The 24,913-nt window shown below is 72.5% G+C and carries 20 protein-coding genes; 14 read left to right on the top strand and 6 right to left on the bottom strand.

The features are described 5' to 3' along the window. From AB0I15_RS27195 to AB0I15_RS27185, 3 genes are all read left to right on the top strand, one after another. On the top strand, window positions 1–1,137 hold the full coding sequence (locus tag AB0I15_RS27195; RefSeq protein ID WP_358101154.1) for an acyl-CoA dehydrogenase family protein: 1,137 nt from the start codon (window positions 1–3) through the stop codon (window positions 1,135–1,137). 46 nt (window positions 1,138–1,183) lie between these two features. Continuing rightward, window positions 1,184–1,618, top strand: coding sequence for a GNAT family N-acetyltransferase (locus AB0I15_RS27190; protein WP_358101151.1), 435 nt, complete (start codon window positions 1,184–1,186; stop codon window positions 1,616–1,618). Window positions 1,619–1,852: 234 nt separating this feature from the next. After that, on the top strand, window positions 1,853–4,771 hold the full coding sequence (locus tag AB0I15_RS27185) for an AAA family ATPase (protein ID WP_358101148.1): 2,919 nt from the start codon (window positions 1,853–1,855) through the stop codon (window positions 4,769–4,771). A gap of 209 nt (window positions 4,772–4,980) precedes the next feature. Here AB0I15_RS27185 and AB0I15_RS27180 read toward each other — a convergent pair whose 3' ends face one another. From AB0I15_RS27180 to AB0I15_RS27165, 4 genes are all read right to left on the bottom strand, one after another. Then, complete coding sequence (locus AB0I15_RS27180) at window positions 4,981–7,464, bottom strand: hypothetical protein (RefSeq protein ID WP_358101147.1); 2,484 nt, start codon at window positions 7,462–7,464, stop codon at window positions 4,981–4,983. Between the two features lie 83 nt (window positions 7,465–7,547). Continuing rightward, entirely contained in the window at window positions 7,548–8,477 is a 930-nt protein-coding gene (locus AB0I15_RS27175) for a sugar kinase (RefSeq protein WP_358101144.1), read from the bottom strand. Then, window positions 8,474–9,403 carry a pseudouridine-5'-phosphate glycosidase gene (locus AB0I15_RS27170; protein ID WP_358101141.1) on the bottom strand — a complete coding sequence of 310 codons (930 nt, stop codon included), beginning with the start codon at window positions 9,401–9,403 and terminating at the stop codon, window positions 8,474–8,476. Before AB0I15_RS27170 ends, AB0I15_RS27175 begins: the two co-directional genes overlap by 4 nt. Window positions 9,404–9,520: 117 nt before the next feature. After that, entirely contained in the window at window positions 9,521–10,930 is a 1,410-nt protein-coding gene (locus tag AB0I15_RS27165; protein ID WP_358101138.1) for a putative sulfate exporter family transporter, read from the bottom strand. Window positions 10,931–11,000: 70 nt separating this feature from the next. On the opposite strand from AB0I15_RS27165, the gene AB0I15_RS27160 reads away from it, so the two are divergent. After that, the gene (locus AB0I15_RS27160; RefSeq protein ID WP_358101135.1) at window positions 11,001–11,891 is read left to right on the top strand and encodes a LysR family transcriptional regulator; all 891 of its coding nucleotides are present in this window, start codon (window positions 11,001–11,003) and stop codon (window positions 11,889–11,891) included. A gap of 76 nt (window positions 11,892–11,967) precedes the next feature. Continuing rightward, window positions 11,968–13,479 carry an NAD(P)/FAD-dependent oxidoreductase gene (locus AB0I15_RS27155; protein ID WP_358101133.1) on the top strand — a complete coding sequence of 504 codons (1,512 nt, stop codon included), beginning with the start codon at window positions 11,968–11,970 and terminating at the stop codon, window positions 13,477–13,479. Window positions 13,480–13,523: 44 nt separating this feature from the next. On the opposite strand, the gene AB0I15_RS27150 is transcribed toward AB0I15_RS27155, so the two are convergent. Further along, window positions 13,524–14,081: a helix-turn-helix domain-containing protein gene (locus AB0I15_RS27150; RefSeq protein WP_358101130.1), complete on the bottom strand. Its 558-nt coding sequence runs from the start codon at window positions 14,079–14,081 to the stop codon at window positions 13,524–13,526. An 85-nt stretch (window positions 14,082–14,166) separates the two neighbouring features. Between AB0I15_RS27150 and AB0I15_RS27145 the strand changes: the two genes are divergently transcribed. The 9 genes from AB0I15_RS27145 (at window position 14,167) to AB0I15_RS27105 (ending at window position 24,002) form a co-directional block, all read left to right on the top strand. Beyond that, window positions 14,167–15,369 carry a cytochrome P450 gene (locus tag AB0I15_RS27145; protein WP_358101127.1) on the top strand — a complete coding sequence of 401 codons (1,203 nt, stop codon included), beginning with the start codon at window positions 14,167–14,169 and terminating at the stop codon, window positions 15,367–15,369. 63 nt (window positions 15,370–15,432) lie between these two features. Continuing rightward, the gene (locus AB0I15_RS27140; RefSeq protein WP_358101124.1) at window positions 15,433–16,131 is read left to right on the top strand and encodes a response regulator transcription factor; all 699 of its coding nucleotides are present in this window, start codon (window positions 15,433–15,435) and stop codon (window positions 16,129–16,131) included. Continuing rightward, the gene (locus AB0I15_RS27135; RefSeq protein WP_358101121.1) at window positions 16,128–17,519 is read left to right on the top strand and encodes a HAMP domain-containing sensor histidine kinase; all 1,392 of its coding nucleotides are present in this window, start codon (window positions 16,128–16,130) and stop codon (window positions 17,517–17,519) included. Before AB0I15_RS27140 ends, AB0I15_RS27135 begins: the two co-directional genes overlap by 4 nt. Before the next feature lie 24 nt (window positions 17,520–17,543). After that, a complete protein-coding gene (locus tag AB0I15_RS27130; RefSeq protein ID WP_358101118.1) occupies window positions 17,544–18,719 on the top strand; it encodes a bifunctional glycosyltransferase family 2/GtrA family protein in 1,176 nt (391 codons plus the stop codon). Next, window positions 18,716–20,800 (top strand): glycosyltransferase family 39 protein, encoded by a 2,085-nt coding sequence (locus AB0I15_RS27125; protein ID WP_358101115.1) that lies wholly within the window; start codon window positions 18,716–18,718, stop codon window positions 20,798–20,800. The genes AB0I15_RS27130 and AB0I15_RS27125 overlap by 4 nt, the downstream gene beginning before the upstream one ends. 146 nt (window positions 20,801–20,946) lie before the next feature. Continuing rightward, the gene (locus AB0I15_RS27120; protein WP_358101112.1) at window positions 20,947–21,732 is read left to right on the top strand and encodes an ATP-binding cassette domain-containing protein; all 786 of its coding nucleotides are present in this window, start codon (window positions 20,947–20,949) and stop codon (window positions 21,730–21,732) included. Next, on the top strand, window positions 21,729–22,670 hold the full coding sequence (locus AB0I15_RS27115) for an ABC transporter permease (protein ID WP_358101109.1): 942 nt from the start codon (window positions 21,729–21,731) through the stop codon (window positions 22,668–22,670). The genes AB0I15_RS27120 and AB0I15_RS27115 overlap by 4 nt, the downstream gene beginning before the upstream one ends. A gap of 19 nt (window positions 22,671–22,689) precedes the next feature. Next, entirely contained in the window at window positions 22,690–23,652 is a 963-nt protein-coding gene (locus tag AB0I15_RS27110) for an ABC transporter substrate-binding protein (protein ID WP_358101106.1), read from the top strand. Between the two features lie 20 nt (window positions 23,653–23,672). Continuing rightward, window positions 23,673–24,002 carry a hypothetical protein gene (locus AB0I15_RS27105; RefSeq protein ID WP_358101103.1) on the top strand — a complete coding sequence of 110 codons (330 nt, stop codon included), beginning with the start codon at window positions 23,673–23,675 and terminating at the stop codon, window positions 24,000–24,002. Here the strand turns inward: AB0I15_RS27105 and AB0I15_RS27100 are convergent. Continuing rightward, window positions 23,999–24,880, bottom strand: coding sequence for a hypothetical protein (locus AB0I15_RS27100; RefSeq protein WP_358101101.1), 882 nt, complete (start codon window positions 24,878–24,880; stop codon window positions 23,999–24,001). The genes AB0I15_RS27105 and AB0I15_RS27100 overlap by 4 nt on opposite strands. Window positions 24,881–24,913: the final 33 nt, after the last annotated feature.

Genomic DNA, 24,913 nt, shown 5'->3' with positions numbered 1-24,913 from the left:
ATGCTCAAGGACGAGTACGAAGAGTTGCGCAAGACCGTCGAGTCGTTCGCCCGCGAGGTGGTCGCGCCGGTGATCGGCGGTTTCTACGAGCGGGAGGAGTTCCCGTACGCGATTGTGCGCCAGATGGGCGCGATGGGGCTGTTCGGGCTGCCGATCCCGGAGGAGTACGGCGGCATGGGCGGCGACTACTTCGCCCTCTGCCTGGCGCTGGAGGAGCTGGCCCGCGTCGACTCCAGCGTGTCGATCACCCTGGAGGCGGCGGTGTCGCTGGGCGCGATGCCGATCTTCAGGTTCGGCACCGACGAGCAGCGCGCGACGTGGCTGCCCAAGCTGGCCTCGGGGGAGATGCTGGGCGCGTTCGGCCTGACCGAGCCCGGCGGCGGGAGCGACGTGCCGGGCGGGATGCGCACCACGGCCGTGCTCGACGGCGGCGAATGGGTGATCAACGGGACGAAGGCGTTCATCACGAACTCCGGCACCGACATCACCGGCGTGATCGGCGTGGCCGCGCTCACCGGCGAACGGGAGATCTCCACCATCCTCGTGCCGAGCGGCACGCCCGGGTTCGTGGTGTCGAAGAAGTACTCCAAGGTCGGCTGGAACGCCTCCGACACCCGCGAGCTGGCCTTCAGCGACTGCCGCGTGCCCGCCGCGAACCTCCTCGGTGAACGTGGTCGCGGCTACGCCCAGTTCCTGCAGACGCTCGACGAGGGCCGGATCGCGATCGCCGCCCTGGGCGTGGGGCTGGCGCAGGGCTGCGTGGACGAGTGCCTCACCTACATCAGGGACCGGAGGGCGTTCGGCCACCCGATCGGCCACTACCAGGCCATCCAGTTCAAGATCGCCGACATGGAGGCGCGCGCCCACACCGCCCGCCTGGCCTACTACCACGCGGCCGAGCGGCTGCTGGCCGGGCTGCCGTTCAAGAAGGAGGCGGCGATCGCCAAGCTGGTCTCCTCGAACGCGGCGATGGACAATGCGCGGGACGCGACGCAGGTGTTCGGCGGGTACGGCTTCATGAACGAGTTCCCCGTCGGCCGCTTCTATCGTGACGCCAAGATCCTCGAGATCGGCGAGGGCACGAGCGAGGTCCAGCGCATGCTCATCGCCCGGCAGCTCGGCCTCGGCGACCTGTGAGACGAGGTTTGCATGAGAGACGCGGGACGATCTAGTGTCAACAGTCATGACGGCTGACGATCTCCTGATCAGGAGGGCGGAGAAGGCGGACGCCGACGCCGTGTTCGCGCTGGCCCGCGAGTTCGGGCTGACGTTCCGGCCGGAACGAGAGGCGTTCGACGCCGCGCTGCCCACGCTGCTGGCGAACGAAGACGCCCTGCTGCTCGCGGCCGTGCTGGACGGGCGGGTCCACGGTTATCTGCTCGGCTTCGTGCACCTGACGCTGTTCGCCAACGGGCCGGTCGCCTGGGTCGAGGAGGCCATGGTCCAGTCGGGGTCGCGCCGGCAGGGGATCGGGCGGGCGCTGCTGGAGGAGTTCGAGCGGTGGGCCCGCTCACGCGAGGCGCGCTACGTGGCGATGGCGACGCGGCGGGCGCCGGAGTTCTATCACGCGCTCGGCTACGAGGCGTCGGCCACGTTCTTCCGCAAGGTCCTTCGGTAGCTCGGCGCTTTGCCCGGCGGGCGCCGCCCGCCGGCGCTGATCGCGGACGCCTGCTCTGCGCACCGGCCTGGACCACGCTGCGCACCGGCGCGGATCACGAGCCCTGCGCACCGGCGCGGATCACCGGCGCGGATCGCGGGCTCTGGTCGCCTCGGGGAGGTGCGGGAACGCGGATCACGTCGGAAGGGGCCGGGGGCGGATTTTTCTGTCGCCGCCGGATGGCATCCTTGGGACGTGAGTATCCACGCCGTCAGCCCTCTGTTCGTCGGGCGCGCCCGCGAGCTCGCCGCTCTCGGGGACGCGCTGGGCAGGGCGCGTGCCGGGGCATCGGCCACCGTGCTCGTCGGCGGCGAGGCCGGGGTCGGCAAGACCCGGCTGATCACCGAGTTCACCGGCAACCGCGCCGACGACGCCCTCGTGCTCGTCGGCGGGTGCCTGGAGCTGGGCACGGAGGGCCTGCCGTTCGCGCCGTTCACCGCCGTGCTGCGCGGGCTCGTGCGCCGGCTGGGCCGCGACGGCGTCGCCGCGCTCGTGCCCGGCGGCAACACGCGGGGGCTGGCCCGGCTGTCGCCGGAGTTCGGCGAGCCCGACAAAGGCGGGGCCGAGGCCAGGGCACGGCTGTTCGAGCAGGTGCTCGGGCTGCTGGAGCGGCTGGCCGAAGAGCGGCTCACGATGCTGGTCATCGAAGACGCGCACTGGGCCGACCGATCCACCCGCGACCTGCTGTCCTTCCTCGTGCGCTACCAGCGCACGGCGGGCCGCCTGCTGATCGTGGTGACCTACCGCACCGACGAGTTGCACCGCACCCACCCGCTGCGGCCACTGCTGGCCGAGCTGGGCCGCGTCGAGTGGGTGACCAGGGCGGAGCTGCGCAGGCTCACCCGCAGGGAGGCCGTCGCGCTGGCCGCCGGCATCCTCGACCGCGAGCCGTCCGCCGCCGCCATGGACCTGATCTACGCGCGCAGCGAGGGCAACCCGCTGTTCGTCGAGGCGCTGCTCAGCGAGGCCGACGGCGGCGAGGCGCTGCCCGAGTCGCTGCGCGACCTGCTGCTGGCCGGCGTCGAGCGGCTGCCCGACGAGACTCAGGAGCTGCTGCGCGTGGCCAGTGCCGGCGGCCAGCGCATCGAGCACGACCTGCTCATCGCCGTCGCCAGGCTCGACGAGCACGAGCTCTCACGCGCCCTGCGACCCGCGGTGGCGGGCAACGTGCTGGTGGTCGACGGCGAGGGCTACGGCTTCCGCCACGCGCTCATCCGCGAGGCCCTCCACGACGACCTGCTGCCCGGCGAGCACACCCGCCTGCACACCCGCTACGCCGAGGCCCTGGAGCACGACCTGTCGATCCTGCCAGCCCCGCGCGGCGCGATCGAGCTGGCCCACCACTGGCACTCCGCCCACGACTCCACCTGGGCGCTGGTCAGCGCCTGGCACGCGGCCGCCGCCGCCCGCAAGTCGACCGCCTACGACGAGCAGCTCCGGATGCTGTCCAGGGTGCTGGAGCTGTGGGACCAGGTGCCCGACGCGGCCGAGCGCATCGGCGGCGACCGTGTCCACGTGCTCAGGCAGACCGCCACCGTCGCCCACCTGGCCGGCGAATACGAGCGCGGCATCGCCCTGGCCAGCGCCGCCCTCGCCGAGCTCGACCACGAGGCCGACCCGATCAGTTCCGCCATGGTGCTGCGCCAGCGCGGCCTGACCCGCTACGACCTGGGCCGCCCCGGCTACCTCGACGACCTGCGCCAGGCGGCCGCGCTCGTCCCCGCCGACCAGCCGAAACTACGCGGCCAGGTGCTGGAGAGCCTGTCGCGCATGCTCCACAAGGCCGAAGACTGGCCTGAGCGGCTCGCCACGGCCCGGCTCGCCATGGAGATCGGCCACGAGATAGGCGACGCCAACATCGAGGCCCACGGCCTGATCAACCTCTCGTGGACGCACTCGTGCTACACGGACATGGAGCCGCGCCTCGAGATGTTCGCGAAGGCGCGCCGCATCGCCCACCGCGGCGGCGCCTACAACGCGGTGATGCGCTGCGCCATCTCCGAGTCCGACGCGCTCGAGGGCGCGGGCCGGCACGAGCGGGCCGCCCAGGTGGCCCGCGAGGGCGTCGAGGAGGCCGGGCACTACGGCCTGGCCCGCACGTCCGGCACGTTCCTGTCGATCAACCTGGCCGAGCCGCTGGTGTCGCTCGGCCGCTGGGACGAGGCGCTCCAGGTCATCGACCACGCGCTCGACCTCGCGCCGCCCGCCCCCTACCGGGCGAGCCTGCAGGGGTTCGCCACGGACATCGCGCTGGCCCGGGGGCACTACGACCGGGCCGAGACGCTGCTGGAGGCCTCGCGGAGCGTGCTGTCCCGGGGGACCTTCCGCGACCAGACGGTCCTGCCGCACCTGTGCAGGGAGGTGCAGCTCCTGCGGGCGCGCGGGCAGGTGGAGGAGGCCGTGCGGGCCATGGCACGCGTCCTGGAGGAGCGCGACCTGATGGCCAGCCCGCGATACGCGTGGCCGCTGCTGGTGACGTTCGCCCAGCTCATGGAGGCCGTCATGCCGGCCTCCGCGGTCGCGCCGCTCGCCCAGTCGCTGCTGCCGCAACTCCGTGAGCTGGGGCGGGAGCTCGACGTCGAGGGCGATCTGCAGCGGGCGCAGCATCTCACGTTCACGGCGCTGACCGGGCCCGGCGACGAGGATCCCGAGGGCTGGCGGTTCAAGGCGTGGGAGCAGGCCGTGGGGGCGTGGGCGGCGTTGCGGCAGCCGTACGCGGAGGCGCGGAGCCTGGTGGGGGCGGCGCAGGCGGCGCTCGCGTCCGGTGACCGGCAGGAGGCCGCCGCCCGGCTGACGCGGGCGCGGGAGCTGGCCGGGGAGCTCGCGGCCACGCCGCTGCTGGAGCAGCTCGACGTCTTCGGGCGGCGGGCGCGGCTCGGGGGCGGCGGCTCCTCTGAGGAGGTGGGCGACGGGCAGCCGCTGGGGCTGACGGCGCGGGAGCTCGAGGTGCTGCGGGAGGTGACCAGGGGGCGGAGCAACCGGGAGATCGCGCAGGAGCTGTTCATCTCGGTGAAGACGGTGAGCGTGCACGTCTCCAACATCCTGGCCAAGCTGGGCGTCTCCACGCGAGGGGAGGCGGCGGCCACGGCACACCGACTGGGCCTGTTCGAGTGACCACCCGCCCCACTCCACTCCCGTCCAGCGGGGCTTTCGTTGTGATGGCTTCTGCCGGACGGAGGGTTTCGGGCCATCCATCCCTTACGGCGAGCCGAGCCCGCCGCCACCCGCCGACCAGGGCTGATGGCCTCCAGGAGAGCGGCCGCTGACCGCCACAGGGCCGGGCGCCGTTACGTGCGCGCCGGACCCGGGGGCGTGGTGACCTGTCAGCCGGTGAGCTGGGCCTCGAGGCGGTAGCCGTCCACCGTGACGTACACCTGGTCGCCCGGCCGCGCGTTCAGGCGCATGAGGACCGGCTGGAGGGAGTCGAAGACTGGCTGGTGACCCTGCCAGACCAGGACGATGGCGTTGTCTCCGGGCCCCGTGACCGACAGCAGGGTGCCGGGGCGCATGCCGAGCTGGGCCGCGTACCCCTCGGGCACCGGCACCGGCCCGCCCCGGAGGTGTTCCGGCGTGACCTCGATGCGCTGCCACCGGCGCGGGTCGGAGGACGGGCTCGGCAGCGGCGGAGGCGGCGTGGACGAGGCGCCGGCCAGACCGGCGGGGATCATGGCCGAGCGGCCGCCCGACAGCGCCGAGAGCGTGGCCAGGGCGGCGGACGGGTCGATGGAGTTGCTCGTGGCCGCCGGGATGGGCTGGCCGCCGCGGTGGTGGTGGCCGTTGGCCCCCGGCGTGCGGCGTGGGAGGGGCTGGGCGGGCGACGGGGCCGAGGCCGACAGGTCCTGGGCCGCCTCGCTGGGCAGGGCGTCGAGCCAGGACTGCGCGGAGTGGGCGCGGATGCCCAGCTCGCCCATCAGCGCCACGAGGTCGGCGTCGGGCGGGCTGGAGGCCAGGAGCTGCCGTGTACGGGCCTGCAGGCCGTGGAGATCGCCCACGACGAGCCAGCCGTCCTGGAGGCGGCGGTCGGGCATGAGCGTCACGAGCACGCGCCAGAGCGGCGTACGCAGCGACGGGACCGTCACGGGGTGGGCCGGGTCGGCGCCGATGAGCTGGTCCTCGGTGGCCGCGGCGCCGAGCCACTCGGTCAGCCGGAACATGTGGCCGGTGACGGGGGCGGACTCCGAGGAGCGCAGCCAGTGCAGGACGCGTTCCTCGGCGGTGCGCTGCGAGTGGGAGAGCGCGTCGCGGTCCACGAGCATCTTGTGGGCGAGCGTACGCAGGCTGACCGGGTCTTCCGCGAACAGGCGGTGCACGGCGACGGCCAGCTCCAGCTTGTCCAGGCTGCGGAACAGGTTGTCCACGACCCGGACCATCGCGTGGTCGGCGTCGGTGGGGACGGGGCTGGACGACGCGGCGGCGCTCGGCGGCGCGGGCGTCGAGAACGCCGGGGACGAGGACGCGCCCGGGGTCGTCGCCTTGGGGCCGTCGGCGCCGGGGACGGGCGGGATCGAGCCGGTGTGCGGGCCGCCGGAAAGGGAGCCGCCCGAAGGAGAGCCGCCCGAAGAAGAGGGGCCGCCAGGAAGGGACGGCCCACCGGAACCGGATCCGGCCGGACCGCCGGGAACCGACGGGGAACCCGTCCCCGACGGGCCGCCGGGGAGTGAGGGGGAGCCCGTGGCGGTGTCCTGGCGGGTGGGCTGAGGGCCGCCCGGACGCTGTGGGAGGCCGCTCGGGGACTGGCCGGGGGCCGGGCGCTGCGAGAGGCCCTCGCCCGCGAAGCTCTGGCGCGGACCGCCGCTCTGGGGTTGCGCCGGGAACGACCCCGTCTGACGCGGCGATGAGCCTTCCGAGGGCGGGACGGCCGGGAAGGTGCCGGTCTGACGCGGTGAGGGGCCTTCGGACGACGGGACGGCCGGGAAGGTGCCGGTCTGGCGCTGCTGGGTGCCCGAATCGGGCGACTGCCCCGGATAGGAGCCCGTCTGACGCTGGGCGGCCGGATCCGGCGACTGGCCGGGGAAGGAGCCGGTCTGACGCGGTGCGGGGCCTTCGGAGGGCGGGACGGCCGGGAAGGTGCCGGTCTGGCGCTGTTTGGCGGCCGAGTCGGGCGACTGCGCCGGGAAGGAGCCCGTGGGGCGCTGGAACAGGCCCTCGCCCTGCTTCTGCCCTTCCCTCGGGCTCTGGCCCGCGGCGGGGGCGGCGGGCGGCGGGGCGGTCTCGGTCGGGGCGGGGAACGGGGCGATCTTTGCGAAGGTGCCGGTCTGGGGTGCGCTGTCCGGTTGGACCGGAAAGGAGCCCGTGCCACGGGACGACTGGCCGGGAATGGTGCCGACCTGCAGCGGCCGGGTGACCTCCGGATGGGCCGTCTGCGAGGGGACCGGAGCCTCACGCTGGGCCGGGATGCGGCTCAGGATCTCGCGGAACACCGAGCCGATCACGACCTCGGGCGTCGCCGACGGGGTGCTCAGGTCGCTGGGGGACAGGCGGCGCAGCCGCTGCCAGCCGCCCAGGCCGGTGACCGCCGTACGGGTGGCCTCGGGCCAGCCGGGCAGCGCCGGGTCGATGTGGTGAACCGCCAGCGCCGGCAGCAAGTCGGCCAGCGGCAGATGGTCCCAGCGGGAGGAGGCCAGCCGCGCCAGGCGTTCGCAGATCCAGTCGAGGCCGGCCGTGCCCAGCGCCTTGGACAGCGCGAGGGAGGACCACCACCCCGCGGGCAGGCGCGGATCACCCAGCGCCTCGGCCACCTGCTGCGGACGGCTCCAGCGCAGCGCAGGGACTAGGTCGCTCAGGCAGATCGATGACTCGACTTCCATCGGCGGACCTTATCCTCCCCAGTGAGCCGCGTGGTGCTGCCCGTGAAGCGTGTGGCTAATGGTGCAGCCTACGCGGCAAGCTATCAATCAGTGTGAATAGGGTAAAGACGGTTCAGATCCAAACCGTACCGTGGACGGCCCCCCACCTGGGCCACACATTCGGCACCAGCGCGGCAACCTGCCTGCAAAGCGGCCTCTTCCCTGACACCTTGCAAAGTCGCTGTGAGAAATCCGGCGGCGAACGCGTCACCCGCGCCCGTCGAGTCCACCACCTCGGCGGACATGGCCTCCACGGTAGCCACGATCTCACCCCGCACGGCGGCCAATGCCCCATCGGCGCCCAGCTTCACGACCGCTGTGCCATATGTCTCACTCAGCACCACGGCCGCGCGCTCCGCCGTCGTGGCGCCGGTGAGGAGGATGGCCTCGTCGAGATTGGGGATGATCAGGTTCGCGGGAGCGGTCTCGCGGATGAAACGTTCAACGCCGAACTCGCGCAGCGGGCCCGTGGAGGCCGGATCGAGGCTGATCAGGACGCCGGCGGCGGCCGCCTGCTCCATGGCCAGCCGGGCCAGCCGGAGCCCGGATTCGGCGAACAGGATGTAACCGGACAGGTGGAGCCGGGCGACGCCGTCGAGCAGGGTAGGGTTCCAGTCGGCCTCAGAGATCAGGCCGCCGGCGCCCCGGTTGGTGAGCATCGAGCGCTCGCCGCTCCTGTCGACCATCGCGATCACCACGGCCGTGGGGCGATCGGGGTCCACCGTGAGGTGCGGGCGGACACCGGTCTTGACCAGTTCGGTGGTGTGCCACTCGCTGCTGTCGTACCCGAGGCGGGCCAGCAGGCGGACGTCGGCGCCCAGGCGGGCGGCCCAGGCGGCGGTGTTCGCGCCGGAGCCGCCGGGGCGGAGCACGATGTCGGCGGCGGTGTCGGTGCCCGACATGACCGGCGAACCATGCAGGGCCACCACATCGGTGACCACGTCACCGACCACCAGGAGGCCCCCGTCGGTCACGGCCGGGCCCAGGAGAGGGCGATCTGGGCCGCCAGGGCGACGTTGCCGCGCACGGCGGCCAGGTTCGCCTCCAGCGAGGCGCCGTCGGTGCCCTCCACCAGGTAGCCGAGCAGGAACGGGGTGATCGCCTGGCCCTTGACGCCCTCGCGCTCGGCGGCGGCCAGCGCCTCCGCCAGCACCCGGTCGTGCAGCTCGGGGTCGAGCTGCAGCTCCTCGGCGACCGGGTTGGCCACGATCAGCGCCGTCTCCTGGCCGCCCAGCGCGTCCTGGCCGCGCATGACGGTGGCGGCGTCGCCGGGCGACTCGATCCGCCAGTCGATCGGCTGGCCCGAGGAGTGCAGGTAGAAGCCGGGGAAGGTGTCGGTACGGTAGCCCACCACGCTCACACCCCTGGTCTCCAGGCGCTGCAGCGTCGCGGGCACGTCGAGGATCGACTTCACGCCGGCGCAGACCACGGTGATGCGCGTGCGGGCGAGCGTGTCGAGGTCGGCGGACTCGTCCTGGTCCTCGGTCCAGCCGCGGTGCACGCCGCCCAGGCCGCCGGTGGCGAAGATCCGGATCCCGGCGCGGGCCGCCAGGAACGAGGTGGCCGACACGGTGGTCGCGCCGCTCGCCTTCAGCGCCGCGGCCACCGGCAGGTCCCGCTGGCCCAGCTTGCGCAGGCCGGACTCGGTGGCGATGCGCTCCAGCTCCACCTCGTTCAGGCCGATGCGGGGCACGCCGTCCAGCACGGCGATCGTGGCCGGTACGGCGCCCGCCGCCCGTACGACGCCTTCCAGCTCACGCGCCACCTCCAGGTTGCGCGGTTGCGGCAGCCCGTGGGAGATGATCGTGGACTCCAGCGCCACGACGGGCGCGCCGTTCGCCAGGGCCTCGGCGACCTCGTCGGACGGCTGGAGAACGGAGTCGGCGGTGGTGCGGCGCATGGCGGTTTTTGTGCTCCTTGAGTGGTTCTGGCCTGCTTTAGGGGAACGGCGGTTTTCGCGACTTTTGTTCCGAACGGAGCAGGTTACGGTCCCCCGGCTCAGCCGTCCACTCGAGGATCACACGAGAAGTGCCACGCCCGCCAGAGAAGTGACCGCGATGATCGCCGTCGCGATGCCGCCGAGCAGCACGGCCCGGCCGCCCCGGAACAGTCTGCGCAGGTCGATGCCGGTGCCGAGGCCGAACAGGGCGGCGGCCATGAGCACATTCGTTATCGGCGGCACCACCTCCGTCACGGCCGCCGGGACCAGCCCGGTGCTGCGCAGGGTCACCATCGCCAGGAACGCGGCCACGAACAGCGGCACGATCGGCGGCCTGGCGCCGCGTACGGAGGTGCCTACGGAGGCACCTTCGGCCGCGTGGCCGGCGGGGTGTACGGCGGCGTGTACGGAGACGGGGGCGGCGGCGTGGCGGCGGTGCAGGGAGGAGGTCAGGGCGACGAGCGGGGCGAGGAGGACGACGCGGGCCAGCTTGACCGTCACGGCGGCGGCGAGGACGCCCGACGCGGCGCCGATCGCGGCCACCTGGGCCACCTCGTGCACGGCGGCGCCGGTCCACACGGCGAGCTGGGCGGGCGACAGGCCCATGAGGGAGGCCAGGAGGGGGATCAGGGGGATGGCCGCGGTTCCGTACAGGACCACGACGCCCAGGGCGCGCGCCGCGTCGTCATCGGCGTCGCCATCGTCGGCGGCGCTCGTGCCCTCCCGCATGGCGGCGATGGCCGCGGCGCCGCAGATGGACACTCCCGTCGCGATGAGGAGCGAGGTTCCCCGGGTGAGGCCCAGGCGGCGGCCGATCGAGGGCGTGACGGCGAACGTGAGCCCGGTGGCGGCGCTCACCACGGCCAGGGTCTGCCAGCCGAGCGCGAGCACCTGGGGAAGCGCGATCTGCAGGCCGAGCAGGGCGATCGCCACGCGCAGCACGCGCCTGGACATGAACGCGAGGCCCGGTCTGAACCGCTCTCCGACGCCGGTCAGGGTCGCCAGCGTGGCGCCCGAGGCGACGGCGACGACGGCGGGGGTGAGGGCCGGGAGGTGGTGGCTGACGAGCAGCGAGAACACCACCGCCACGGCGGCCACCACGACACCGGGCCACACCGCCCCACCCGGCGCCCCACCGGAGCGCGCGGACCCGGTCGACGCCCGGCCGGGCCGTGCCAAGGCCCGCGACACCCGGCCGGGCCGTGCCGCGGCAAGCGTGCTTCGGCCGGATCCGGTGGCCGTGCTTCGGCCGGATCCGGTGAGCGTGCTCTGGTCGGACCCGGTGGCCGCGGTCCGGTCGGACCCAGTGGCCATGGCCGGGTCGGGTCCGGTGGGCGTGGCCGGGTCGGATCCGGTGGGCGTGGTCTGGTCGGGTCCGGGGGGAGTGAGGCGGGTCCACTTCGCGAGGGTGTTCCGTGTCCGGCCGGTGGGACGTCGGGGGACGTTCGGGCGGCCGGGCAGGGGGGACGACTGTGCGGTGGCGGACATGATCTCAGTCTTGTGAGCGCCAGGAGCGGCCGGTAGCCATGCGTTGCCTGGGAGGTCATAGCCTGTGGCTATGAGTACGCTGCCCGATCTCGACTCGCTGAAGCTCCTGGTGGACGTGGGCGCGCTGGGCAGCCTGGGCCAGGCGGCGAGGGCGGCGGGGATCGCGCAGCCGTCGGCGAGCAAGCGGATCGCCCAGCTCGAACGCCGTCTCGGCCTGCCGCTCATCGAGCGCACCCCGCGCGGCTCCACGCTCACCGCCGAGGGGAAGATGGTGGCCGGGTGGGCCGCTCAGGTGCTCGGCGCCGCCGACGAGCTCATGCGTGCCGTGCAGGCCGTGCGGCACGGCGAGGCGGCGCATCTGCGGGTGGCCTCCAGCATGACGGTGGCCGAGTACCTGGTGCCGCGGTGGCTGGGGGAGTTGCAGAACCGGGAGCCCGACGTCCAGGTGGGGCTGGACGTGATCAACTCCGCCGACGTCGCGGCCCGGGTGCTGGGCGGCGAGGTGGAGCTGGGGTTCGTCGAGGGGCCCAGCGTGCCCGACGGGCTGGCGAGCCGGGTCGTGGGGACCGACCGGCTGGTGGTCGTGGTGGCGCCGGGGCACGCGTGGGCGCGGCGGCGTACGGCGCTGAGAGGCGCGGAGCTGGCCGCCACGCCGCTCGTGGTGCGCGAGCCCGGGTCGGGCACGCGCGAGACGCTGGACGTGGCGTTCAAGGGCCTCTACCAGGCCAGCCCACGGCTGGAGCTGGGGTCGAACCCGGCGGTGAAGGGCGCGGCCCAGGCGGGGTCGGCGCCCGCCGTGCTGAGCGGGTACGCGGTGGAGGCCGACGTGGCGACCGGCCGGCTGGTCGAGGTGCCGCTGACGGGGCTCAACCTGGTCAGGAGCCTCCGGGCGGTGTGGCGGCGGGGCCGCCCGCTCACCGGTCCCGCCGCCACCCTGCTGGCGATCGCCAGCCGCCCCTGAGCCGGGGATGAATTGAGGGGAAATGTGCCCTGCTGGGCGTTGACGGGTGGTGTGGGGGGAGCCGTATGGTGCGGGAATGGGTTCGTATGACGTGGTCGTGGCCGGTGGCGGGCACAACGGGCTGGTCGCGGCGGCGTACCTGGCCCGGGCGGGGCGCCGGGTGCTGGTCCTGGAACGGTACGGCCACCTCGGCGGGCTCGCCATCTCGGCCCGTGCGTTCCCCGGCGTGGACGTGCGCCTGTCGCGCTATTCCTACCTGGTCAGCCTGCTGCCCTCCGAGATCGTCCGCGACCTGGGACTCGACCTGGAGCTGCGCCGCCGCCGCTACGCCTCCTACACCCCCAAGGGCGGCGCCGGGCTGCTCGTCGACAACGGGGACGCGGGGCGCACGGCGGCCTCGTTCAGGACGATCACGGGCGGCGACGACGATCACGAGGCCTGGGGACGCTTCTACGGCCTGGTCTCCGGCGTCGCCAGGACCCTGGCCCCCACCCTGCTCGAACCCCTGCGGAGCGCGGCCGAGGTCGAGCGCATGGTCGGGCCGGAGGCGTGGCGGGATCTGTTCGCGCGGCCCATCGGGGAGACCGTGGACGAGCGGTTCCGGGACGACACCGTGCGCGGGGTGGTCCTCACCGACGCGCTGATCGGGACGTTCGCCGACACCGGCACCGACCTGCTGGCCAACCGGTGCTTCCTGTACCACGTGATCGGCGACGGCACCGGCGAGTGGAACGTCCCCGTCGGCGGCATGGGCGCGGTCTCGGGCGCGCTGGAGGCGGCGGCCAGGCGGGCCGGGGCCGAGATCAGGACCGGCGCGGAGATCGTCGGGATCTCGCCGTCCGGGGAGGTCACGTTCGTGGCCGAGGACGGCGAGCACACGGTGAACGGCGGGCACGTGCTGGTCAACCTGCCGCCCGCCGTGCTCGACCGGCTGCTCGGCCGGCCCGCGACCGAGTCCGAGGGCGCGCAGCTCAAGGTGAACATGGTGCTCACGCGCCTGCCCAGGCTGAAGGACCCGTCCGTGGATCCGGTGGCGGCCTTCAGCGGCACGTTCCACATCAACGAGGGACGCGACCAGCTCGCCAGGGCGTACGAGCAGGCGGTACGCGGGGAGATCCCCGGCCTGCCCCCCGCCGAGGTCTACTGCCACTCGCTGACCGACCCGTCCATCCTCGGCCCCGAGCTGAGGGGGAGGGCCGAGACGATGACGCTGTTCGGGCTCCACATGCCCGCCCGACTTTTCCGAAAAAATCCTGATGAATCGCAGAAGCTGGCTCTCGAGGCCACCTTCGCCTCCATCAACTCCGTCCTCGCGGAACCCCTTGAGGACTGCCTGCTCAAGGCCCCCGACGGCACCCCCTGCGTCGAGGCCAAGACCCCGGTCGACCTGGAGAAGGACGCCGGCCTGCCGGGCGGCCACATCTTCCACGTCGACCTGAGCTGGCCGTACGCCGACGAAGGGGGATGGGGCGTGGAGACCGAGCACGAGCGCATCCTCATGTGCGGCGCGGGCACCCGCAGGGGCGGCGGGGTCAGCGGCATCGGCGGGCACAACGCCGCCATGGCGATCCTGCGCGGAAACGGGTGAACGGGTAGCGGAGGCGGCCAGGGGAGATGGCCGGCGGAGGGTGATCAGTCGTCGGAGATGAGCTTGGTGGCCACCTCCAGCGCCACGGCCGCCCGCTCCGACTCGTCGAGCCCGATGTCGAACAGGAACGGCACGCTCCCCAGCACCACCGCGAACACCGCCAGCCTGGCCTCGAACTGCTTGATCGCGCCCGCCCCCGGCATGGCCAGCAGGGACAGCATGCTGACCACCCCGGCCCGCAGGCGTTCGCCGGCCGGGAGGTCGCGCATCGCGCCCTGGTTCACCTGCGCGAACCTGAACAGCGGCCGCCACTGGTCCTCCAGCAGCTCCGAGATCCGCCGCAGGATCTCCCTGCGGGATTCGACGGTCGCGGGCTGCCCGCGGGCCCAGCCGACCAGCTCGTCGATCGACTCGCCGATCCGGTCCACGACGCTGCCGAGGATGGCCTCCTTCGTACGGAAGTGGTAGTAGAGCGCCGGCCGGGTGATCTGCAGCCGCTCCGCCACCTCCTGCAGCGTCGTCTTGTCATAGCCCCGCTCGGCGAAGAGCTCCAACGCGACCTGCTCGATCCGCTCTCGTGTGTCAGTCCGCCGCCCAGCCATGGCACTCCCTTACTTGACCACCGGCCGCCGCATTGCTTACTTTCACGTAAGTAAGCAATGCGGTCCGGCTTGTAGGGAGCAGACTATGGCGGAAACCTTCCCTGTCCAGCGCACGTGCCCGTTCGCGCCCCCGCCCGAGTACGAGCGCATGCGCGAGCAGGCCCCGCTCGTCCGCGCCGCGCTCCCCGGAGGCGAGGTCTGGCTGGTCACGCGGCTCGCGGAGGCCAAACAGGTCCTCGCGGGCGGCGGCATCAGCACCAGCCCGTCCACCCCCGGCCATCCCAACGCGGCGCTCTCGGCGGACGGCGGCCGGACGCCCGAGCAGCACGCCGTCCTGGGGCGGTTCACCGCCGGCCACTTCATCGACCTCGACCCTCCCGAGCACAGCAGGTTCCGCCGGCTGCTCATCCCCGAGTTCACCGTCCGGCGCGTCAAGGAGCTGCGGCCGGGCATCCAGCGGCTCGTGGACGGGCTCATCGACGACATGCTCGCCCAGGGCCCCGAGGCCGAGCTGGTGGAGGCGTTCGGGCTGGCGCTGCCCTCGCTGGTCATCTGCCAGCTCCTCGGGGTCCCGTACGCCGACCGCGAGTTCTTCCAGTCGCGTACCCGCTCGATCGTCGCCGCGCGGCACCCGCAGGAGGCGTACGCGGCGGTGGTCGAGATCATGACCTTCCTCGACGAGCTGATCACCGAGACCGAGCGTCGCCCCCAGGACGACCTGCTCGGCCGGCTGATCCTCAACGGCGGCCTGACGCACGACGAGCTCGTGGGCGTGACCTTCCTGCTGCTCGTCGCGGGTCACGAGACGACCGCCAACATGATCCCGCTCGCCGCGCTCACCCTCATGCGCCACCCCGACCAGCTCGCCGCCCTGCGGGCCGACCCCGGCGGTTGGCCGATGGCGGTCGACGAGCTGCTGCGCTACCACTCGATCGTGGACTGGGTGGCGTTCGACCGGGTGGCCACCGAGGACCAGGAGATCGGCGGGCAGCTCGTCAGGAGGGGTGAGGGCATCTTCGTGCTCGGCGCCTCGGCCAACCGGGACGAGCTGGCGTTCGAGCGGCCGGACGAGTTCGACGTGGGGCGCGGCGCCCGGCACCACGTGGCCTTCGGCTATGGCGTGCACCAGTGCCTGGGCCAGAACCTGGCGCGGGCCGAGCTGGAGATCAGCCTGCGCACGTTGTTCGAGCGGATCCCGGGGTTGCGGGTCACGGTGGCCGACGAGGAACTGCCGGCCAAGTACGATGGAGCCATCTTCGGGCTCAAGGCGATGCCCGTAACGTGGTGATCCCCATCAACGTGGATGGCCGCGTTCATGACGTTTTCATGATGAGCATCTAGCGTTCGTAACATGAGTGAGCCCGCACGGTTGCTGGTAGTTGACGACGAGCCCGCGTTGCGCGAGGCGCTGCAGTCGAGCCTCGAATTCGAGGGCTACAAGGTCGTCACCGCCAACGACGGGCAGATGGCGCTGGAGGCCGTGGCCGCCGACGCCTATGACGCGGTGCTGCTCGACGTGATGATGCCGCGCCTCGACGGGCTGACCGCCTGCCGCCGGTTGCGCGCGTCGGGCAACCACATCCCGGTCCTCATGCTCACCGCCCGCGACGCGGTGGGCGACCGGGTGTCGGGGCTCGACGCGGGGGCCGACGACTACCTGGTCAAGCCGTTCGAGCTGGACGAGCTGCTGGCCAGGGTGCGCGCCCTGCTGCGGCGCGGCGCGCTGAACTCGGGCACGCCGGAGGGCGACACGCTGACGTACGGCGACCTGTGCATGGACCCGGCGACCAGGGAGGTCACGCGCGGCGACCGGCGGCTCGACCTGACCAGGACCGAATACCTGCTGATGGAGCTGTTCCTCGCGCACCCGCGCCAGGTGCTGACCAGGGACCAGATCCTGAGCGAGGTGTGGGGCTTCGACTTCGAGCCGACGTCCAACTCGCTCGACGTGTACGTGATGTACCTGCGGCGCAAGACCGAGGCCGGGGGCGAGGCGCGGGTGATCCACACCGTGCGCGGGGTGGGTTACGTGCTCCGGGTCACGCCGTGAACGGAAGCGGCCTCCGCGCCCGGCTGAGCCGCCTGGCCACGCGCGGCAGCCTCCGCACGCGGCTGACCCTCCTCGTCACGGTGGCCGTGGCGCTGGCCATCGCGATGTGCGCGGGCCTGTCGTACTTCATCCTGCAGGACCGGCTCCGAGGAAACCTCGACATGACCATCGAGGAGTCCGCGAAGGAGAGCGACAGGGGCTACCTCGAGCACAACTGCACTCCCACGGGTTCGCCGGGCCCGTTCGACGGCATGGCGACGCTGCTGTTCGCCGACGGCACCACCTGTTCGATCGGTCCTCCCATCAAGCCGGACTACGAGCTGGACATGGCGGCGCTGAAGCCGTGCGATCCGGTCTACCGCTACGGCACCACGCGTGACGGCAAGCAGGTCCGCGTGGTGACGATCAACTTCAAGCCCGGCGTGGCGGTGATGGAGGCCAGGCCGCTGGGATACATCAAGCGCACGATGCAGATGGCCGCGCTCATGCTCGGCGGCATCACCGCGCTGGGGGTGCTCGGCGCGGCCTGGGCCGGGCTCGCCATCTCGCGTGCCGCTCTCCGGCCCGTCGGAGACCTCACCAGGGCGGTGGAGCACATCGCGCAGACCGAGGACCTCGGCGTCCGCATCCCCGTCTCGGGGACCGACGAGATCGCCCGGCTGAGCGCCTCCTTCAACGCCATGACCGCCGCCCTCGCCGGCTCCCAGGAACGCCAGAAACAGCTCGTCGCCGACGCCGGGCACGAGCTGCGCACCCCGCTCACGACTCTGCGCACCAACATCGACCTCCTGCTCCGCAGCGAGCAGACCGGCCGCAGCCTCGACCCCGGCGCCAAGGAGCGCCTGCTGGTCAACGTGAAGGCCCAGTTCGCCGAGCTGTCCACGCTGGTCGCCGACCTGCTCCAGCTCGCCAGGGGCGACACCGACCGGGAGCCCCACGTCGAGCTGGCCTTCCACCAGGTCGTCACGGCCGCCGTGGAACGCGCCAGGCTGCGCGGCGCCGAGGTCGTCACCGACCTCTCCCCCTGGTACGTCGTGGGCGGCGCCACCTCCCTCGAACGCGCCGTGCTCAACCTCATCGACAACGCCGCCAAGTTCAGCCCCGGCGGCCAGGTCGAGGTGAAGCTGCGCGACGGCCGTCTCACCGTGCGCGACCACGGCCCCGGACTGCCGGAAGAGGAGCTGCCGCACGTCTTCGAGCGGTTCTGGCGCTCCCCGTCGGCCCGTGGGCTGCCCGGGTCCGGGCTGGGGCTGGCGATCGTGGCGCAGTCCGTCGCGGAGGCGGGGGGCGAGGTGCGGCTGGCGAACGCGCCGGGTGGCGGAGCGATCGCAACCATGGATCTACCGGGAACTCTCATCCGTCACTCAGAATCGGATAAGTCCCCTTAAAGACCCAAAACGTGAGCTGGCTGCATGGAGACAACAGCGGTAAGGACCCGCCTGGTCGAGGTGGTCGTCCCGGTCTACAACGAGCAGCGGGCGTTGCGGGCCAGCATCACCCGGCTGCACACCTACCTCACCCGGAACTTCCCCTACGGCTTCCGCATCACGATCGCCGACAACGCCAGCACCGACAACACCTGGCAGATCGCCGCCGAACTGGGCGCCGAGCTGCGGCACGTACGAGCCGTCCACCTCGATGAGAAGGGGCGCGGCCGGGCGCTGCGCCGGGTCTGGTCGGAGAGCGAGGCCGACGTCGTCAGCTACATGGACGTGGACCTGTCCACCGACCTGGACGCGTTCCTGCCCCTGGTGGCGCCGCTGCTGTCGGGACACAGCGACCTGGCCATCGGCACCCGGCTGGCCAGGGCGTCGCGGGTGGAGCGGGGGCCGAAGCGCGAGTTCATCTCCCGCTCGTACAACCTGCTGCTCCGCTTCGGCATGGGCGCCGGGTTCTCGGACGCGCAGTGCGGCTTCAAGGCCGTCCGTACGGAGATCGCCCAGGCCCTGCTGCCCGGTGTCGAAGACGAGCAGTGGTTCTTCGACACCGAGCTGCTGCTCCTGGCCGAACGCCACGGGCTGCGCATCCACGAGGTCCCCGTGGACTGGGTGGACGACCCGGACAGCCGGGTGGACATCGTCCAGACCGCGCTCGACGACCTGCGCGGCCTGGCGAGGGTGGCGCGCAGGACACTGTCCGGCGCGGCCCGCATCCCGGTGCCCGCCCGGATCGAGCGGGCCGAGCTGCCGAAGGGCATGGCCAGGCAGTTGCCGCGCTTCGCGGTCGTGGGGGTGATCAGCACGCTGGCGTACCTGGCGCTGTACTCGCTGCTGCGCCAGCTCGTCTCGCCGCTGGCGGCCAACGCGGTCGCGCTGCTGGTCACGGCCGTGGCCAACACCGCCGCCAACCGCCGGTTCACGTTCGGGGTCAAGGGCTCGGGCGGGGCGATGCGGCACCAGCTCGAAGGGCTGATCGCGTTCTTCGTCGGGCTCGCGCTCACCTCCGGCAGCCTCTCGCTGCTGCCGGCCGGCGTCTCGCACGGGGTGGAGCTCGTCGCGGTCATCATCGCGAACGCCGCCGCCACGCTCGTCCGCTTCCTGCTGCTGCGCGTGTGGGTCTTCAACCCCAAGCGGGGTACGGCCGGATGACGACCGTCACCATGGAGCGGCCGGGTCGCCGGGCCGCCAAGACGCGCAGCCTGCCCGCCCGCGTGTTCCTCGGCGCCGAACAGGACCCGCGCTGGTCGCGGCCCGCGATGTGGGCGGTGCTGGCCGTGGCCTTCGTCCTGTACGCGTGGGCGCTGAGCGGCAACGCCAACGAGTACTACGCCGCCGCCATCCTCTCCGGCACCCAGAGCTGGAAGGCGTTCTTCTTCGGCGCCATCGACGCCGGCTCCTTCATCACCGTGGACAAGCCGCCGCTGGCGCTGTGGGTGATGGGGCTGTCGGCACGCGTCTTCGGCTACGGCACCTGGAGCATGCTGCTCCCGCAGGCCCTGGCCGGGGTGGCCGCCGTCGGGCTGGTCTACTCGGCCGTCCGCCGCGCCTTCTCCTCCGGCGCCTGGGCGGGGCAGGAGACCGGCCGGGACGGACACACGACCGGCACGGCGGGGCATGTGGCCGCTCTGGTGGCCGCCGTGGTCATGACGCTCACGCCGATCACCGTGGCGATCAACCGGGACAACAACCCCGACACGGTGCTCGTGCTGCTGCTGGTGCTGGCGGCCTGGTTCTGCCTGGAGTCGCTGCGCACCGGGCGGATGCGGTCGCTGCTGCTGGCGGCGTTCTTCGTGGGGCTCGGGTTCAACGCGAAGATGCTGCAGGCGTACCTGGTGGTGCCGGCGTTCGGGTCGGCGTACCTGGCGTGTGCCAGGGTCTCGTGGCTCCGGCGGGTGGGGCACCTGCTGGCGGCCGGGGCCGTGATGGTGGTGTCCAGCGCCTGGTGGATGGTCATCGTGGACCTGTGGCCCAGTGGGTCCCGGCCGTACATCGGCGGGTCCACCGACAACACCGTGTGGGACCTGGTGATCGGGTACAACGGGCTCGGCCGGATCTTCGGGCAGGGCCGGGGCAACGGTGGCGGTGGTGGTGGCGGCTTCGGCGGGGAGTCGGGGGCCGGACGGCTGTTCAACGACATCCTGGCCGGGCAGATCTCCTGGCTGCTGCCGTTCTGCGTGGTGGCGCTGGCGTTCGCGGCGCTCTCGCGGCTGCGCCGCCTTCCCGCCGGTGACGGGCCCTCGGGGGCGGCCTGGCTGGTGTGGGGTGGCTGGCTGGCCGTCCACTACGTGGTGTTCAGCTTCTCCAGCGGCACCTTCCACCCCTACTACACGACCGCCATGGCGCCTGCCGTGGCCGCGCTGTGCGGGATGGGCGTGGTCGCGATGTGGCGGGCGTACCGGGGGTCGCGGGCGTGGGCCTGGGCGCTGCCGCTGGCGGTGGCCGCGACGGGGATCTGGTCGTTCGTGGTGCTGCGTCGTACGCCGGAGTGGGTGCCGTGGCTGGCCTGGGTCGTGCTCGGGGCGACCCTGGTGGCCGTGGTGGTGCTCGTCCTGGCGAGGGTGCGGGCGCGGGTGGCCATGAGGGTGGCCGCGATCGCCCTGGCGGCCGCGGTGGTCGCCGGGCTGGCCGGGCCGGCGGCGTACGCGGTGACGCCGTTGCAGTCCCAGACCAACGGCACCAACCCCACCGCGGGTCCCTCGACGGGCGGGATGGGCGGCTTCGGCGGTCCGGGCGGCGGCCGGTTCCCCGGCGGCGGGCCACCAGAGAACGGCCGATCGTCACCGAACGGCCAGGCCCAGCCCGATGGTCAGGCGCAGTCCGGCGGGCAGGACGCGGGGTCGGGCGACGCGCGGCGTGGCACCCGGTCCGGTTTCATGGGCCGCGGCGGACCCGGCGGCGGTGTCGGCGACGCGATGACCAAGTACCTGGTCGCCAACCAGGGCAAGGCCACCTGGCTGGTCGCCGTCGGCAGCGCCCAGCAGGCGTCGGGGCTGATCCTGTCCACCGGCAGGCCCGTGATCGCCATGGGCGGCTTCACCGGCAGCGACCCCGCCATGACCGTGGCCCGGCTCCAGGCGCTGATCGCCTCGGGCCAGTTGCGCTACGTCATGTCCGGCCAGGGCGGGGGCCCCGGCCGGGGCAACTCCGAGGTGACCACCTGGGCCCAGGAGAACTGCGCGGCGGTGGACGGCCAGGACGGCCTCTACGACTGCGCGCCGCAAACGGGGTGAGGGCCGCAGTGGCCGGTGCGTGCCACCGGCCACTGTGCGGTCACTGTGCGGCCACTGCGTGCGGCCACTGCGTACCCGCGTCCGCCCGGGGGCGGCGGGCCGGGATCGGGCTTGACAACGATGTCAATCGGACTCTTGATGGTGCTATGGCCGCACCGCTGATCGACGCCCGGGGGATCGCGAAGAGCTACGGCCACGTCGAGGCGCTGCGCGGCGCCGACTTCACACTGCGGGCCGGCGAGGTGGTCGCGCTGATCGGCGACAACGGGGCCGGCAAGTCCACGCTGGCCAAGATCCTTTCCGGGGTCGAGCGGCCGGACGCCGGGACGATCGAGGTCGATGGCGTGCCGGTGGCGTTCGGGTCCGCGGAGGAGGCCAGGAGCGCCGGGGTCGAGACCGTCTATCAGGATCTCGCGCTCTGCGCCGACCTCAGCCCCGCCGCCAACTTCTTCCTCGGCCGGGAACGGCTCAAGCCCGGCCTGTTCGGGCTGCTCGGCGTGCTGGACAACGCCTCCATGCGGCGGGAGACCCGGGAGGCCTGCGAGCGGCTCGGCGTGCGGCTGGCCTCTCAGACCGCGCCCGTGTCCGGCCTGTCCGGCGGGCAGCGGCAGGGGGTCGCGGTGGCCAGGGCCGTGGCGTGGGCGCGGCGGGTGGTGTTCATGGACGAGCCGACCGCGGCGCTCGGCGTGGTGCAGACGCGGCGGGTGCTCGACCTCATCAGGACCGTACGCGACTCCGGCGTGTCCGTCGTGCTCATCAGCCACAACATGCAGGACGTCATGGCCGTGTCCGACCGGGTCGAGGTGCTGCGGCTGGGGCGCCGGGTGGCCAGGTTCGAGACCGCGAACGCGTCGATGGAGGAGCTCGTCGGGGCCATGACCGGGGCGCTCGAACAGCAGGAGAGCCTCGAACAGCAGGAGAGCGGGGCATGAAGGAACTGGGGCGGCTGCAGGTCGTGTGGATCGGCCTCGTGCTGGCCGTGCTCGTCGTGGCGTTCTCCGTCCTGGCGCCACGCACGTTCGCCACCTCGTTCAACCTGCTCAACCTGGTCAGCGACGCGGCCATCCTGCTGCTCCTGGCCACCGGCATGACGTACGTGATCATCACGGCCGGCATCGACCTGTCCGTGGGCGGCGTGCTGGTGTTCTCCGCCGTGGCCGCGGCCAAGGTCATGGACGCCACCGGCTCGCTCGCGCTGGGCGCCCTGGCCGCCCTCGTGGCCGGGCTGGCCTGGGGCGTGCTGAACGGCGTACTGATCGCCTTGGGGCGCATCCCGGCGCTGATCGTGACGCTGGGCACGCTCGGCATGTCGCTCGGCGGCGCGCTCCTGCTCACCGGCGGCGTGGACCTGCGCGCGCCCACCGAGCTCAACATGGGGCTCGGGCTGGCGCGCTGGCTCGGCGTGCCGCTGATCGTGTGGATCTGCGCCGTCCTCACCGCCGCGCTCGCCCTCACGCTCGCCTTCACCCGCTTCGGCCGCCACACCTACGCCATCGGCTCCAACGCCGAGGCCGCCCGGCGCGGCGGCGTGGCCGTGCGCCGGCACCTGGTCAAGGTGTACGGCCTGGCCGGGCTGCTGGCCGGGCTGGCGGGACAGTTGTCGCTGGCCAAGTACGGCATCACCGGCGTGTCCGCGCACTCCACCGACAACCTGCAGGCCATCGCCGCCGTCGTGATCGGCGGCACCTCCCTGTTCGGCGGGATCGGGACGGTGGCGGGCACGGTCATCGGCGTGTTCATCCCCGTCGTCCTGCAGAACGGCTTCCAGATCCTCGGCGTGCGGCCGTTCTGGCAGCAGGTGGTGGTGGGCGCCGTGCTCGTCGCCGCCGTCTACGTCGATCAGTGGAGGCGCAGGGCCCGCGACCAGTAAGCCAGGAGGAGGCACCACCATGCGCAAGGCCATGGCCGCTCTCGGAGCGCTGCTGATGATCACCGCGTGCGGCGGCGAAGGAGGTGGCGGAGGCGGCGGCGACCAGATCCGGGTCACGCTCGTCCAGGGGCTGGCGGGGGAGGAGTTCTACGAGACCATGGCCTGCGGGGCGCGGGCCAAGGCCAAGGAGCTGGGCGTGACGCTCGACGTACAGGGGCCGCAGAAGTTCGATCCGACGTTGCAGACCCCGATCGTGAACTCGGTCGTCGCCGGCAAGCCGGACGCCCTGCTCATCGCCCCGACCGACGTCAAGGCGATGATCGCGCCGCTGACCCAGGCCAAGCAGCAGGACATCAAGATCATTCTGGTGGACACGGTGGTCGAGGACCAGAGCATCGGCCTGTCCAGGATCAGCACCGACAACCTCAAGGGCGGCGCGGCGGCGGCCAAGGCGCTGTCGGAGCAGGTCGGCGGGAAGGGCAAGGCCCTGGTCATCTCCACCGACCCCGGGGTCAGCACCGTGGACGCCCGGATCAAGGGGTTCGAGGAGGAGATCAAGGCGAACCACCCGGGGATCACCTCCCTCGGGGTGCAATACTCGCACAACGACGTCGGGGAAGCCTCCAGGATCGTCAACGCGGCGCTGGCGAAGGACCCCGACCTGGCCGGGGTGTTCGCCACGAACCTCAACTCGGCCACGGGAGCGGGCTCGGCCCTGCAGCAGGCGGGCAAGCTCGGCCAGGTCAAGATGGTCGGCTTCGACGCGGGGCCGGCGCAGGTCAAGCAGCTCAAGGACGGCGTCGTGCAGGCGCTGATCGCGCAACTGCCCGGGGACATCGGCGCCAAGGGCGTGGAGCAGGCGGTGGCGGCGGTCAAGGGGCAGCAGGTCACCCCGTCGATCCCGACCGAGGCCACGATCATCACGGCCGGGAACGTGGACCAGCCGGAGGTGCAGAAGGTCCTCTACAAGGCCGGTTGTTAGACGTCGTTACACTCGTCCGCATGGGCGCTGACGCACACATGAGGTTCAGCTCGGTCGAGACGCTGGTCCGGCGGATGGACGAGGCGCGCATCGCCGTGGAGGAGGGGCGCCGGGCGTTGTCGGGGGAGCCTTCGGTGACGGCCTCCGGAGCTTTCGGCGGCACCTCCGAGGAGGCGTACACGGCCCTGCAGGCGTCCGCCGACAAGCTCGCGGGCGTTCTCATCGGGGTGCTGGACGCCGATGGCGAGCGGCTGGGCAAGGTGATCAAGGCGTTCAAGGAGATGGACGACGAGCTCGCCGACGGCAAGTTCACCGGCGCCGAGGCGGGCTTCGACCTTCAGGACACCTAGAGGTCCCAGATGGTGTGCGCGACGATCTTGTGGTCGGTGTTCGCGCTCTGGCCGATGACCGGCACGGTGGTGCCCTGAGGGCCGCCGGCGGCCGGGGTCTCGCCAGGGATCTCGCCAGGGGCGTCGGACGGGGTGTCGGCGGCCGGCTCGGTCTGGCTCTCGGCCGGCGTTTCGGGCTGGTTCTCGGGCTGGGCCTGGTTCTCGGGCTGGTTCTCGGGCTGGGTCTCGGTCTCGGGCTGGGTCTCCGCCGGTGTGTCGGGTGTGGTGCCCGCCGGGTTGTCGGGGGAGGTCTGCGGGTCGTCCTGGCCGGGCTCGGGGTCGGCCGGGAGGTTCGCGCGGTACGCCCACTCCTCGGCGATCTGGTCGAACTGCTCCCGGTAGTAGTCCATGTCCCGCCGCTTGTCCTCCAGCAGCGTGTCCACCCGCCGCCGGATCTCCTCCGCCGTCTGGATCGCGCCGTTGACCTGGCCGGTCTGGTCGGCGTTGGCGGGCCGGAAGGTCAGGCCCCGGGCGTTCGCGCTGGAGGGAACCTCCTTGAGCTTGTCGCGCTCGTCGTCGAGGAGCCCCTGCTGCACCCGCAACGTCGTGGCCGTCTGATCGAGGAGTTGCGCGACGTTGTCCGCCCACGTGCCGGCCCGGTCGATGTCATCGGCCAGCCGCTTGCGGTAGTCGTTGAACGCGTTGGCCGTCGCGCCCGTCCAGTCCTCGGCGGTGAACACCGCGCGGGCGGCGGTGGTGATCTTCTCCTCCGCGCCGCGTACCTTCGAGCCGAGGCCGCGCCAGCCGTCGGCCAGCGTTTCGAGCCGCACCGGATCGGCTTTCAGGTCCCACACGTCGGCCGTGGTGATGGGTGCCTGGCTCGTCTGCTCGGATGCCACGGAAGTCACAATTACCGCAAGGGATCACATCTC

Source organism: Nonomuraea sp. NPDC050643 (genome assembly GCF_040654715.1).
Lineage (GTDB): Bacteria > Actinomycetota > Actinomycetes > Streptosporangiales > Streptosporangiaceae > Nonomuraea.
Note: the sequence above shows the minus strand (reverse complement) of the source record. Positions and strands in the feature narration are given on the sequence as shown.

What these genes read in the sequence shown, in the direction of transcription:
- AB0I15_RS27160 (WP_358101135.1), top strand. Translation starts at nt 11,001, where the DNA reads ATGAGTACGCTGCCCGATCTCGACTCGCTGAAGCTCCTGGTGGACGTG.
- AB0I15_RS27105 (WP_358101103.1), top strand. Translation starts at nt 23,673, where the DNA reads ATGGGCGCTGACGCACACATGAGGTTCAGCTCGGTCGAGACGCTGGTC.
- AB0I15_RS27150 (WP_358101130.1), bottom strand. Translation starts at nt 14,081, where the DNA reads ATGGCTGGGCGGCGGACTGACACACGAGAGCGGATCGAGCAGGTCGCG.
- AB0I15_RS27180 (WP_358101147.1), bottom strand. Translation starts at nt 7,464, where the DNA reads ATGGAAGTCGAGTCATCGATCTGCCTGAGCGACCTAGTCCCTGCGCTG.
- AB0I15_RS27110 (WP_358101106.1), top strand. Translation starts at nt 22,690, where the DNA reads ATGCGCAAGGCCATGGCCGCTCTCGGAGCGCTGCTGATGATCACCGCG.
- AB0I15_RS27140 (WP_358101124.1), top strand. Translation starts at nt 15,433, where the DNA reads ATGAGTGAGCCCGCACGGTTGCTGGTAGTTGACGACGAGCCCGCGTTG.
- AB0I15_RS27155 (WP_358101133.1), top strand. Translation starts at nt 11,968, where the DNA reads ATGGGTTCGTATGACGTGGTCGTGGCCGGTGGCGGGCACAACGGGCTG.
- AB0I15_RS27120 (WP_358101112.1), top strand. Translation starts at nt 20,947, where the DNA reads ATGGCCGCACCGCTGATCGACGCCCGGGGGATCGCGAAGAGCTACGGC.
- AB0I15_RS27190 (WP_358101151.1), top strand. Translation starts at nt 1,184, where the DNA reads ATGACGGCTGACGATCTCCTGATCAGGAGGGCGGAGAAGGCGGACGCC.
- AB0I15_RS27145 (WP_358101127.1), top strand. Translation starts at nt 14,167, where the DNA reads ATGGCGGAAACCTTCCCTGTCCAGCGCACGTGCCCGTTCGCGCCCCCG.
- AB0I15_RS27125 (WP_358101115.1), top strand. Translation starts at nt 18,716, where the DNA reads ATGACGACCGTCACCATGGAGCGGCCGGGTCGCCGGGCCGCCAAGACG.
- AB0I15_RS27130 (WP_358101118.1), top strand. Translation starts at nt 17,544, where the DNA reads ATGGAGACAACAGCGGTAAGGACCCGCCTGGTCGAGGTGGTCGTCCCG.
- AB0I15_RS27165 (WP_358101138.1), bottom strand. Translation starts at nt 10,930, where the DNA reads ATGTCCGCCACCGCACAGTCGTCCCCCCTGCCCGGCCGCCCGAACGTC.
- AB0I15_RS27115 (WP_358101109.1), top strand. Translation starts at nt 21,729, where the DNA reads ATGAAGGAACTGGGGCGGCTGCAGGTCGTGTGGATCGGCCTCGTGCTG.
- AB0I15_RS27195 (WP_358101154.1), top strand. Translation starts at nt 1, where the DNA reads ATGCTCAAGGACGAGTACGAAGAGTTGCGCAAGACCGTCGAGTCGTTC.
- AB0I15_RS27170 (WP_358101141.1), bottom strand. Translation starts at nt 9,403, where the DNA reads ATGCGCCGCACCACCGCCGACTCCGTTCTCCAGCCGTCCGACGAGGTC.